This is a genomic window from Enterococcus sp. DIV1368d (assembly GCF_050542975.1).
GTDB lineage: Bacteria > Bacillota > Bacilli > Lactobacillales > Enterococcaceae > Enterococcus_D > Enterococcus_D casseliflavus.
In genome coordinates, this window is sequence record NZ_CP172939.1 from 61769 (window position 1) to 73805 (window position 12037).

The window sequence follows — 12037 nt, forward strand, 5'->3', positions numbered from 1 at the left end:
AAAGGAAAAAAGAGATGAAAGAAAAATTTAGTATACGGCATGCAGTAATTTATTTGATCGTCATTGTTTTAGCTCTTTCTTGTTTAGTACCGATGTTGAATGTCGTGGCACTTTCTTTAAGCAGCAGCAGTGCGGTCGCGGCAAATGCTGTGGGGCTATGGCCAGTGGATCTGACCTTAGCAGCTTATGAGCGCATCATGAGCGATCAGCAATTTTGGCGTTCCTTTGGGATCTCGGTCATTCGTGTGATCGTTTCGCTGCTGTTGAACCTCTTGATGATCGTAACGATGGCTTACCCGCTGTCTAAATCAAAAAAAGTATTTCGAACGAGAAAATTATTCATGGGCGTGATGGTTTTTGCTATGCTCTTCAGCGGCGGCATGATCCCAACGTATTTAGTCGTTCGCAATCTAGGGTTATTGAATACGATTTGGTCCCTGATTTTACCTAGTGCAGTCCCTATCGGCAGTGTGATCTTGGTGATGAATTTCTTTCGGGGAATCCCCAAATCATTGGAAGAATCTGCTCGGATCGATGGTGCCAACCCACTGCAGATTTTGGGACGAATCTATATCCCAATGTCATTGCCTTGTTTGGCAACAGTTTCTCTATTCAGTATTGTCGGCAGTTGGAATGATTTTTTCAGTGGACTGATCTATATGACCAAGACTGAAAACTATCCTTTAATGACCTATATCCAAACACTATCAGTCAACATTGCTGAAACAATGCAACAAGCCGGAAATTTGACTTCCGAGCAGCTACAAAGTCTACTAGCGGTCTCTGATCGAAACTTGAATGCAGCGAAGATCGTGGTGGCAGTGGTGCCGTTATTGATTATTTATCCGCTTCTACAAAAATATTTCGTTCAAGGAATCGTTGTCGGATCAGTAAAGGAGTAAACCCACATGATACACTTTTTTCATTCAGAAAACTTCTTCGCACGAATCGCTTGGAAATTCAGCCAGTTGCTCCTATTGAATGTACTGCTCTTGTTTTTTAGTTTGCCGCTCTTCACGATCGGCGCAGCCATCACTGCGGGTTCTAAAGTGGCGACTGATCTGATAGAAGGAAAAGCACCGACTGTTGTTCAGCAGTTTTGGTCGGTCTTTTGCCAAAGCTTTCGAAAGAGCACTCTCATCTGGCTTAGTCTACTTTTTTCTTTGTGGCTTTTGACTGCTGATTGGTTGTATTATTTCCAACTAAAAGGGACTCCTGATCTTTTTACCGTAGGCTTAGTAATTTGTACGTTCATGTGGCTTCAGTTTTTCCAAGTTTCGTTTTTCTTACTCGCACGTTACGATAGCGAAATCAAAACGATCCTTTTGAACAGCATCAAAGTCGCCGCAAAGCACCCTTTTAAAATACTTAGTCTTCATCTTCTGACTGCAGCCCCTATTGTCATCATGCTTCTTTCACCCTATGCGCTGGTTTTCAGCATGTACATTGCCTGCTTTTTTGGTCTTAGCTGTTTTTTGTATGTACGCTGTCAGTTATTGTTGGCAATTTTCAAGAAATATGAGAAGGTAGAAATAGCAGAAAAGTAACTGGGTTTTATAGTTAGCAACGTTGAATGGAGGAATTTTGATGGGACAAAACACGCAGTATGGAGAAAAAAAGATTGCGATCGATCGCAGGATCGGTTTTTTAGAAGAACATACGTACCACGGGAATGATCTTGGTGTGACTTTTCAAGGACAGCAAACCACGTTCAAATGCTGGTCACCAGAAGCAGAGGCCGTTTCAGTATTGATTTATCAAAGCGGTGTCGCTGGGGCTGATGATCGCCTGCTGACGCTGCCAATGGTCCAAGAAGACAACTGTTGGCAAGTCACGACGGAAGAAAACGTCAAGGAGCTGTTTTATACCTTTGAGTTTCAACGAGACGGTCAAAAAGTCGAAGCGGTGGATCTTTATGCCAAGGCAGTAGGGATCAACGGAAACCGTGGGGCCATCATTGATTTAAAGGAAACAGATCCTGAAGGCTGGCAGGAGACTCACGGCGTCGGTCAGCAATCGATCACCGATGCCTATATTTGGGAATTGCATGTCGAAGATTTCAGCGGCGCCGAAAACAGCGGGATTTCGCCAGAAAATCGCGGAAAATATTTAGCCTTCACTGAAAAAAAGACCCATCTGGTGGGAGATGAAAGTCAACCAACTGGCATGGCCTATTTAAAAGAGTTGGGGATCAATTATGTTCATCTGCTGCCGATCTTCGATTTTGACAATGATGAAACTTCTTCTGCCTACAACTGGGGCTATGATCCAAAGAATTACAATGTCCCTGAAGGACGATACGCTTCTGATCCTAGTGATCCCAAGGCGCGGATTCGTGAATGCAAGCAAATGATCCAATCGCTGCATGAAGAAGCCATCGGCGTTGTGATGGATGTGGTCTTCAATCACACTGCGATCACAGAAGAATCATGGTTTAATTTGACGGTGCCTGATTATTACTATCGCCAAGATGATGTGGGGAATTTTGCGGACGGTTCTGCTTGCGGCAATGAAGTGGCTTCTGAACGGAAAATGATGCGCAAATTTATCATTGATTCAGTTTTATATTGGGCGCAAGAATACAAAATCGACGGCTTTCGTTTTGATTTGATGGGCTTGATCGATGTGGAAACCATGAACCAATTGCGGCAACGCCTAGATGCTGCCGGCTTCAGCCATGTGATTTTATATGGCGAGCCATGGGATGCCGGTAGCAATCAAATTATTCAGCCGAATATCCCAGCGAATAAAAGCAATGTTTGGGCACTGTCAGAAGGCGTTGCGGTTTTTAGCAATGATTTAAGAGACAGTATCAAAGGCGATGTCTTTGAAGAAACAGACGGCGCGTTTATTCAAGGAATGAATGGTCAACCGCAAGTCAAGCAAACCTTTTATGCAGCAAATTTGGCAACGGCGATTCAAGGAAATACGAAAGTTGCTGGGCAAGAAGGCGCCGAGCACTGGGCAAAATCGCCCCGTCAAGTGATCGCCTATGCGTCAGTCCATGATAATTTGACCTTATGGGACAAACTGGTGGCAACCATGCAGGCTTCAGCGAAGGAAAGAAATTATGATTTTGATCCTGAGCTTTTAGCTCGTAACAAACTAGCAGCAGCCATTTTGTTTACTAGCCAAGGAGCCGTGCTGACCCAAGCTGGGGAAGAATTTGGCCGTACCAAAGAAGGCGATGAAAATTCCTTCCGTTCGCCACTGGCAGTCAATCAGCTGGATTGGGCACGTGCCAAAACCTTCAAAGAATTGCGCGAGCTGTATCGGGGCTTGTGGGCATTGCGGCAGTCCTATGCACCATTGAGAGATGCCACGACCCAAACGGCTGGAAGCATGGTCTTTTATGAGACAAAGGATGAAAATCGCTTGGCGTATCAAGTACCCAATCGTGACGAACAGCATCCATGGCGTTCCTTGTTCGTTTTACTCAACAGCACGGAAGAAAGCTGGTCCTTTGACTTACCGACGGCAACAGAAAATACTTCTTGGCACCTCGTTGCTGACCCCAAAGGAGCTGGGATCGCTTCTCGCGGCGTAGCAGCGTCAAGGATAACCATCGCCCCATTGTCCTTCTGCATTTTGGCGGAACAAAGTAACTAATTAAAGTAGAAGCTAAAACAAACTAAAAATTTTAGTTTGTTTTAGCTTTTTTGGTAGTAAAAAAACAATTCTTTTGCTATACTTTTAACAGAATGAGAAGCAGAAAGCGGTGAGCAAATGAAAGTTGTGATCTCTGATATTGCCCGAAAAGCTGGCGTTTCCAGCGGAACAGTCTCTAATGCGATCAACAATCGTAAGGGGATCAGTGAACAAAAACGGCAAGCGATCTTGAAGATCGCTCGTGAGATGGGGTATTTTGATCAGCGAGAAATTAAAAAAACGGAAAGCCAAAAAATCAAATTTGTCGTAATGAACAAGCAAGGAAATGTCGTAGGGGATACGCCTTTCTTTTCTGAATTGATCCGAGGAATCGAAATGGAGTGCAGTACGTTAGGCTATGAACTGGTCATTTCCCATATCACATTGGCGCCAGAGGAAGACCCGATCGAAAAGATCCGTCCAGAATTAGCAGATGGTTTGCTATTGTTAGGAACGGAATTGGAAAAACAAGATTTAGCAGTCTTTCGCCATTTGGAAGTACCGTTAGTGATTTTAGATACGGTGTTTAATTCGCAGGACTTTGATTTTGTCGCCATCAATAATCGTGACAGTGCCTATGAGATCGTTGAAAAGATGATCGAAAAAGGCCACCGAGACATTGGCATCATCAATTCAACCTTTCAAATCAACAACTTCCGTGAACGCAAGCAAGGGTTCATCCAAGCGATCCAAGAGCATGATCTGATCCATTATGAAGAGACGGAAGCCTTAGTAGAACCCACCTTGGAAGGCTCCTATCAAGACATGAAGGTCTATTTGGAATCCTTGCGTGCCGATCAGCGACCGTTGCCAAGCGCTTTTTTTGCGGTCAATGACAATATCGCCATCGGTGCCATGAAAGCCATTCGCGAAGTGTTTCCCGATCATCCGTTGACCATTGTTGGGTTCGATGATATTCCTTTGGCGGAATTTTGCAACCCACCACTGACCACCGTCAAAGTAGATAAAGTGTACCTTGGTCGCCAAGCCGTGCGACGCTTGATCGAGAAAATCACGAGTGAAGATGAAAACCATCTGAAAATGCTGGTCGCCACGACGATCGTCGAACGCGAAAGCATCAATTAAGAAAAAAAATAAGAAGAAGGACAAAACGTTTAGCAAGCGTTTTGTCCTTTTTTTAGTTATTTAACAAAAATATTTATCTAAAACTATTGCAAAATATTTAGCTTGTGCTATATTTAAGGTGTAAAAAGTAAGGGATTACATTTTGAGGAAGTGAATAGATGACACAGATCGGTCTCTTTTGTGCCACTGGGCTCTCCAGCGCACTGCTCGTCAAAGCGATCAAAGAACAACTAGCGGATGATCAGCATTACCAAGTCAATTCCGCGCCTTTTTCAGAAATATTTATGGTGGGGAATGACTATGATTTTTTGATTTTAGCTCCTCAAACCCGCTTCAATCAAGCGAAAGTCGCAGCAGCCTTTCCTGATAAAAAAATCGTTTTACTGACGGATGAGGAATTTCTGAGCAAAAATGTAGCACGAATCGTCGAAGAAATAAAAATTTAGCTAAATATACTAAAACGCAAAGGGTGGTTTTATGGATAAAGTAACCATCGGGTTCGCCCCGACTAGAAGAAATTTGTTTAGTGCAGAAGCAGCCATTGAGTACGCCAATCTGACACGACAAAAAATGGACGAACTGGCCATTGATTATGTAGATATTTTAGATATCAACGAAGACGGCTTGCTATACGATGATGAAGGGGTTGAAAAAATCGCCGAAAAATTCAAAGCAGCAAAGATCGACGGTCTTTTTCTAGCCAATGAAAACTTTGGTACGGAATATGCCTGTGCTCGTTTAGCCAAAAAACTAGATGTCCCCGTCTTACTGTGGGGACCTAAAGATGAGACGCCAGCCGCCGACGGTTCACGTTTGCGGGATACGCAATGCGGTCTTTTCGCTATCGGGAAAGTCTTGCGCCGTTTCAAGGTACCTTTCACCTATGTCAAAAATTCTGATATTGATTCACCAGAATTTACCCGCGGCTTGCAAGACTTTATCAAAGTCTGCAATGTCGTCAAGACCTTCAAACAAACACGAATCTTGCAAGTAGGCCCACGCCCCTTTGATTTTTGGACCGTGATCTGCAACGAAGGCGAACTATTGGAGCGTTTCAATATCTCGCTATCACCAGTACCGATCCAAGAAGTGGTGCAAGAAATCAAGAAAGTCAAAGAACAACAGCCAGATAGATTGCAAGCAGTCATTGATTATTTCGAAACCAATACGGAAGTCCAAATTTCGGCGAAAGATTTGGAGATGGTGGCAGCCCTTAAAGTGGCCTTGCAAAACTTATGTGAAAGCTACGGCTGCAATGCAGGGGTCATCCAGTGTTGGACGGCCTTACAAGACGAAATCGGTATTTTACCGTATGCCTCCTTGTCGCTGTTACAAGAAGAAGGCTTACCTTTTGTCTGTGAGACGGATGTCCATGGGGCGATCTCGGAACTGTTGGTCGAAGCCGCTTCGTTGGGGGAACACCGTGCGATCTTTGCGGATGTCAACTGCCGCCATCCAGAAAATGAGAATGGCGAATTGCTGCAGCACTTAGGAGTTTTTGCTTATTCCACCGCAGAGACCAAACCGATCTTGCCGCAACGACATTTTGTTTTTGACTATCCAGGATCAGTCGCTTTTCGGGCAATCAAAGACGAGTATACGCTGTGTCGCTTTGATGGGGACAACGGCGAGTACTCACTGCTGATGGGTACTGGTAAAGGGATCGATGGACCATACAATCAAGGAACCTATCTCTATCTGGAATTTGCGAATTTGAATCGCTTGGAATTCAAACTCGTTGAGGGCCCTTATATTCATCACGTTGCGGCGGTCAGAAAAAATGTGGTGCCGATCTTGTACGAAGCGTGCAAATACATCGGTGTGCAGCCAGATTTTTATGATCCAATCGAAGAAGACGTCAAAGCATACTTGAGAGGGGATCAATCATGGAAATAAACGAGCTAGAGATGAAGGCTTTAACGATTCGAAAATCCGTGTTAGAGCTGATCTATCAAGCAAAAACGGGTCATACTGGTTCGGATCTTTCTTGTACCGATATTTTAGTGGCCTTGTATTATCGGATAATGAATGTCGATGCGAAAGATCCTCAAAAGCAAGATCGTGACCAGTATATCCAAAGTAAAGGACATGCTGCAGAAGTATTATGGGCCGTTTTAGCGGACAAAGGTTTTTTGCCGAAAGAAGAATTAGCCACCTTTTCGCAATTTGGTTCAAGACTGATCGGTCATCCAAACAATAAAGTAGCTGGTGTTGAGATGAATACTGGTTCGCTAGGTCACGGCTTACCCGTCGCAGTAGGGATCGCTTTGGCAGGCAAACTGGATCACCGCACGTATCAAACCTATACGTTGTTAGGAGATGGCGAATTAGCAGAAGGCTCGGTATGGGAAGGAGCCATGGCGGCTGCCAACTACCAGCTGGACAATTTGACCGCCATCATTGATCGCAACGGCTTGCAGATCACTGGAGCCTCGGAAGATGTGATGGCAGTGGAGCCGCTAGATGAAAAATGGCGTGCCTTTGGTTGGGATGTGCATATCGTTGATGGCAATGATATGGCTGCCTTGGTGGCTGCATTAGAAAAACCGCATCAGCCCAATCAACCGAAGCTGATCATTGCTAAAACCATCAAAGGCAAAGGCTATTCTGCAGCCGAAAATCAAGCGCAATGGCATCATAAAGTGCCAACGGCAGAAGAGCTTGCACAAGCCATTGCCGAACTTGATCAGCAAATGGAGGTTTTGACTCATGGGAAAAAATAATATTGCCAATCGCCAAGCAATGTGCGACGTATTGATTGAAGAAGGAAAAAAGAATCCTGCGATCACGGTGTTGACCAGTGATTCTCGTGGTTCCGCTTCGTTAGCACCTTTTGCCAAGGAATTACCGACACAATTGGTGGAAGTAGGGATCGCAGAGCAAAACATCGTCAGTATTGCGGCTGGCTTAGCCCATATGGGCAAACGCCCTTTCGTTGCCTCTCCAGCTTGTTTTCTCAGCATGCGCAGTATCGAGCAGATCAAAGTCGATGTCGCGTATTCGAATAAAAATGTCAAACTCGTAGGCATCAGCGGCGGTGTCAGCTATGGGGCATTAGGCATGAGTCATCATTCCTTGCAAGACATCGCAGTGGCACGAGCGATCCCTAATTTGCAAGTGCTGTTGCCAGCAGATCGCTTTGAAACGATCCAAATGTTTAAAGCCTTAGCGGCATCAAATGAACCAGCCTATATCCGTCTCGGTCGCAATCCTGTTGAAGATTGTTATGATTCTGCAGATTATCCTTTTGAGATCGGCAAAGCCATTGAGCTGAGAAGCGGCCAAGATGTCGCATTGATCGCCACCGGCGAAACCGTGCGCCAAGCGTTGGATGCTGCTGAGCTATTGGAAAAACAAGGTATCACTGCTGCCGTTTTAAATGTTCATTCCTTGAAGCCCTTTGATTCAGAAACGGTCAAACGAGTGGCGAAAGAAACAGGCACCGTGATCACTGTGGAAGAACATAGCCGATACAACGGCTTAGGAGCTGCCGTGGCGGAAACACTGACAGAAGAAACGGACATTCGACAAAAAATCATTGCTTTTCCGGATGAAGCCTTGATTACTGGTTCTTCGTCAGAACTGTTTGCCCATTATGGATTAGACGGTGCCTCCATAGCGAAAACAGCGGTTGCGTTTCTAGGAGCTTAAGATGGACAAGACCTATCAGCTGGTTTTAGATCAGAGTACATCCGGTACCAAGCTCTTACTGTTTCAAGAAGGGAAAATCCTGCAGCGTTACGATAAAAAACACCGCCAAATTTATCCAAAAGTCGGGTGGGTCGAACATGATCCCCTCGAGATTTGGCAAAATGTCCAAGAATTGCTGGCACAAGTGTTTCAAGAACAAGCGATCACTGCAGGTCAAATCGTTTCCTTGTCCTTGACCAATCAGCGAGAAACGATCGTTGCATGGGACCGATTGACTGGTAATCCCTTGTACAATGCGATCGTGTGGCAATGCAACCGCAGCGCCGCGATTTGTGAAGAATTGACGGCACAAGGCTGGGAAAGGACGATCAATCAAAAGACCGGTTTACGCTTAGACCCGTATTTTTCTGGCACCAAAGTGAAATGGCTGGCACAAGAATTATCGGCTATCAAGGAAAAGTCGGGAACTGGCGAGTTGGCGATCGGTACGATGGACAGCTGGCTGTTGTGGAATTTAACGCAAGGGAAGGTATTTGCGACAGAAGCCAGCAACGCTTGCCGAACATTGTTTTACAATATTGAAGAGGACCGTTGGGATGCAGAACTCGTCAAACTTTTTGGCATCCATTTAGCAGACTTGCCAGCGATCAAACCTGCTGATACGGTTTTCGGTAACTATCACGGAATCCCTATCAAAGGAATCTTAGCCGATTCACAAGCGGCATTATTCGGGGAAGGTTGTCAAAGCCTTGGGGATGTAAAAATCACGATGGGTACCGGTTGTTCGATCATGATGCAAGTGCAGCAGGAGCAGACGTTGCGAGATCGCCGCATTTTGACGACGGTCGGCTGGCAAACTAGCCAGGAAACAGCGTTTGCGCTAGAAGGCATCATCCGTTCCTGTGGTGACGCCATCAACTGGTTCAGTGAGCAAGTGGCTCCGCTACCAGATGTAGCTGAGATCTGTCAAGAAGTGCTGACCAATGACAGTCAAGAAGACATCTATTTTATCCCAGCATTGCAAGGAATGGGTGCCCCTTTTTGGGATAATACGATGACTGCCAGCTTTGTCGGCATGAAACGCACGACGACGACTCATGAGCTGTTGAAAGCCGTTTTAGAAAGCATCATTTTTCAAATCAAAGCAGTGATCGATGTGATGGAAGAAGTCGCTGAACGACTGATCAATCAGGTAATGATCGATGGCGGTGTTTCGAAAAACCGCGCCTTGATGAGCTTATTGGCGACTTTGATCAATAAACCCGTCATCGTCAGCGAAGTCGAAGAATTTTCAGCCATCGGCACGATGCTTGTTGCCAATCCAACCATGAATGAACCAGCTATTCAGCAAACCACGATCGTTCCGCAAGCCGAACAGGCCGTGATCCGTTTGAAATATGAAAAATGGAAACGGTTCATTGAGAAGTCAGCTGCTTTTAGTGAAGGATAAAGGAGGAACTATATGGAGACCCAACGAATCCAATTGAATCAAACGGCTTACGTGGATACCTATTTATTGCACCAATCCAAAGAGTACAATGTCGGCAAGAAACGACCGCTAGTGATCGTCTGTCCAGGCGGCGGCTACGCATTTACCAGTGATCGAGAGGCGGAAGTCATTGCCTTGAAATTCAATAGTATCGGGCTAAATAGCGTTGTTTTATGGTACACCACCGGTGACCAAGTGAAAAACGTTCCCCATAATGCTTTGATGGAAGCCGCCCAAACCGTCAAAATCATTCGTGCGCATGCCCAAGAATGGTTGGTGGATGAGGAGCAAATCATCGTTTGCGGTTTTTCAGCAGGCGGACATCTAGCGTTGCAGTTAGCGACGCGCTGGCACGATGCTGAGCTGGCAGAAGCGTTGGGCGTTAGCAGTGACTTACTGAAAGTGAATCTGGCGATCGCCGGCTACCCATTGGTTTATCAAGAGCACGCCTTCCCAATCGATGAGCTAGGCTTTGCCGCTAGTCTGATCGAAGCACCTTTAACTGCCAACGAACGCTTTTTTGGGAGTAAACAACCGACGGAAGAAGCCATTCAATCCATGAACATTTTGCATCATGTCGATCAGTGGACACCTCCGATGTTTCTCTGGCATACGACGGAAGACGTCTTAGTTGATGTGGCACACTCGTTGAAGCTGGCGGTCAAATTAAGAGAAGCAGAGATTCCATTTGAACTGCATATTTTTGAAAAAGGCGAACACGGACTGGCATTAGCGGATCGAACAACGGCACGCAAGCCAAGTCACCTCAATACCCATGTCGCCAAATGGTTTGAGCTGTGCGAAGGCTGGCTCAGCAGTTATATTGATTAAAAAACCGCCAGTGCACAACTTGTGCCGATGAAAGGAGAGCACCACCGTGAAAATCACCGTAAGCCAAAATAAACGCACCTTATTGCGAGACGGCCAGCATTTCTTTTATTTAGCTGACACTTGTTGGAGTGCCTTTACTAGTATTCAAGAAAATGACTGGATCACTTACTTAGACAAACGCAAAGAGCAGGGCTTCAATACCCTTCAAATCAATGTGTTACCGCAATGGGATCGCAGCCGTGGTCAATTTGACTGCTTGCCGTTTCCTCTTGATGCGGGCGTCTTTGATTTTACTGTTTGGGAGGATGCCTATTTCGAACGGGCTCAGCGTCTTTGTAAAATTGCCGATGAGAAAGGCTTTACTTTAGCGTTGGTCGTCTTGTGGTCAAACTATGTCGCCGGCACGTGGGCTAGCCAGTTGGACAAAGAACGCAACGTGTTGCCGGAGGATTGCCGCCAGGCCTACTATCAAAAAGTGATTGCGACTTTTGATGCCTTCCATCCGATCTACTTTATTGGTGGCGATACGGATTTCCCGACACAGCCAACCATCGATACGTATCTAGAAGCCTTTGCTTTCTTTGAAAAGCATTCGCCCAATACCCTGAAAACGATTCATATCAAGGGACGTTTTGAAGAAATCCCTGAACCTATCGTCGAACAGTTGGACTTATTTTTATACCAATCAGGTCATAACAGCGCCTTTTTGAATATGCCTTATTATTTGGCAGAGCGTTTTTATCAAAGACAACCGCAGCTGCCGATCATCAACTCAGAACCTTGCTATGAACAAATGGGCTATGCCCGTCACGTATACGGCCGATTTGGTCAAAAGGATGTCCGCAAAGCGGCATGGCAATCACTGTTAGCCGGCGGCGCGGCTGGGATCACGTACGGTGCCCACGGCATCTGGAGTTGGCAAACCCCGACGGCAACCTTTGCGGAAGAAATCGGGGAAGCGTTTGATCGTCCGATGATTTGGCCAGAAGCTTTATCTTTTCCTGGGGCAGATGACTATGGCTTTATCAAGCAATTATTCGAATTATTAAATATTCAGGAGCTTGTGCCTTGCCAAGAGCGCTTGATCGATGCAGATGAACAGATTCGTATGGCAGCCATCGCAGGATCGAATGATGCCTTGCTTTACTTGCCAAGCAATACAACAGTTCGCCTGCAAGGAGATCTTTCTACAGCGACCGTCACATTGATCGATTTGAATACCAATCGTTTCTTGAAACCAAAACTGACAGTTACCGATGGTATCACTGTTTTCCATCCCCACAATTGTCATGAAGATGTATTGTTTGTCATCCAAATAAAGGAGTGAAAAGA

11 protein-coding genes are annotated in these 12037 nt (G+C 45.5%); all 11 read left to right on the top strand.

Going from position 1 to position 12037, the window contains the following annotated elements; translation table 11 throughout:
* The first annotated feature begins 14 nt into the window (after nt 1–14).
* Complete coding sequence (locus IGJ44_RS00285; RefSeq protein ID WP_015508704.1) at nt 15–902, top strand: carbohydrate ABC transporter permease; 888 nt, start codon at nt 15–17, stop codon at nt 900–902.
* Between the two features lie 6 nt (nt 903–908).
* Nucleotides 909–1547 carry a DUF624 domain-containing protein gene (locus tag IGJ44_RS00290; protein ID WP_074535573.1) on the top strand — a complete coding sequence of 213 codons (639 nt, stop codon included), beginning with the start codon at nt 909–911 and terminating at the stop codon, nt 1545–1547.
* A gap of 40 nt (nt 1548–1587) precedes the next feature.
* Nucleotides 1588–3609: a type I pullulanase gene (gene pulA, locus IGJ44_RS00295; RefSeq protein ID WP_074535574.1), complete on the top strand. Its 2022-nt coding sequence runs from the start codon at nt 1588–1590 to the stop codon at nt 3607–3609.
* A gap of 117 nt (nt 3610–3726) precedes the next feature.
* Nucleotides 3727–4734 (top strand): LacI family DNA-binding transcriptional regulator, encoded by a 1008-nt coding sequence (locus IGJ44_RS00300; RefSeq protein WP_074535575.1) that lies wholly within the window; start codon nt 3727–3729, stop codon nt 4732–4734.
* A gap of 158 nt (nt 4735–4892) precedes the next feature.
* On the top strand, nt 4893–5180 hold the full coding sequence (locus tag IGJ44_RS00305; RefSeq protein WP_005226498.1) for a hypothetical protein: 288 nt from the start codon (nt 4893–4895) through the stop codon (nt 5178–5180).
* A 31-nt stretch (nt 5181–5211) separates the two neighbouring features.
* Nucleotides 5212–6630, top strand: coding sequence for an L-fucose/L-arabinose isomerase family protein (locus IGJ44_RS00310; protein WP_074535577.1), 1419 nt, complete (start codon nt 5212–5214; stop codon nt 6628–6630).
* Nucleotides 6621–7457: a transketolase gene (locus IGJ44_RS00315; RefSeq protein ID WP_005231740.1), complete on the top strand. Its 837-nt coding sequence runs from the start codon at nt 6621–6623 to the stop codon at nt 7455–7457. The genes IGJ44_RS00310 and IGJ44_RS00315 overlap by 10 nt, the downstream gene beginning before the upstream one ends.
* Nucleotides 7444–8385 carry a transketolase family protein gene (locus IGJ44_RS00320; RefSeq protein ID WP_074535578.1) on the top strand — a complete coding sequence of 314 codons (942 nt, stop codon included), beginning with the start codon at nt 7444–7446 and terminating at the stop codon, nt 8383–8385. The genes IGJ44_RS00315 and IGJ44_RS00320 overlap by 14 nt, the downstream gene beginning before the upstream one ends.
* A 1-nt stretch (nt 8386) precedes the next feature.
* Nucleotides 8387–9835 (top strand): FGGY-family carbohydrate kinase, encoded by a 1449-nt coding sequence (locus IGJ44_RS00325; protein WP_074535579.1) that lies wholly within the window; start codon nt 8387–8389, stop codon nt 9833–9835.
* A gap of 12 nt (nt 9836–9847) precedes the next feature.
* Complete coding sequence (locus IGJ44_RS00330; protein WP_005226509.1) at nt 9848–10705, top strand: alpha/beta hydrolase; 858 nt, start codon at nt 9848–9850, stop codon at nt 10703–10705.
* A 46-nt stretch (nt 10706–10751) separates the two neighbouring features.
* Complete coding sequence (locus tag IGJ44_RS00335; protein ID WP_074535580.1) at nt 10752–12032, top strand: DUF4038 domain-containing protein; 1281 nt, start codon at nt 10752–10754, stop codon at nt 12030–12032.
* The last annotated feature ends 5 nt before the right edge of the window (nt 12033–12037 follow it).

Excerpts from the sequence above, each read along its gene's own strand:
- IGJ44_RS00285 (WP_015508704.1), top strand. The coding sequence starts at position 15 with ATGAAAGAAAAATTTAGTATACGGCATGCAGTAATTTATTTGATCGTC.
- IGJ44_RS00290 (WP_074535573.1), top strand. The coding sequence starts at position 909 with ATGATACACTTTTTTCATTCAGAAAACTTCTTCGCACGAATCGCTTGG.
- pulA (WP_074535574.1), top strand. The coding sequence starts at position 1,588 with ATGGGACAAAACACGCAGTATGGAGAAAAAAAGATTGCGATCGATCGC.
- IGJ44_RS00300 (WP_074535575.1), top strand. The coding sequence starts at position 3,727 with ATGAAAGTTGTGATCTCTGATATTGCCCGAAAAGCTGGCGTTTCCAGC.
- IGJ44_RS00305 (WP_005226498.1), top strand. The coding sequence starts at position 4,893 with ATGACACAGATCGGTCTCTTTTGTGCCACTGGGCTCTCCAGCGCACTG.
- IGJ44_RS00310 (WP_074535577.1), top strand. The coding sequence starts at position 5,212 with ATGGATAAAGTAACCATCGGGTTCGCCCCGACTAGAAGAAATTTGTTT.
- IGJ44_RS00315 (WP_005231740.1), top strand. The coding sequence starts at position 6,621 with ATGGAAATAAACGAGCTAGAGATGAAGGCTTTAACGATTCGAAAATCC.
- IGJ44_RS00320 (WP_074535578.1), top strand. The coding sequence starts at position 7,444 with ATGGGAAAAAATAATATTGCCAATCGCCAAGCAATGTGCGACGTATTG.
- IGJ44_RS00325 (WP_074535579.1), top strand. The coding sequence starts at position 8,387 with ATGGACAAGACCTATCAGCTGGTTTTAGATCAGAGTACATCCGGTACC.
- IGJ44_RS00330 (WP_005226509.1), top strand. The coding sequence starts at position 9,848 with ATGGAGACCCAACGAATCCAATTGAATCAAACGGCTTACGTGGATACC.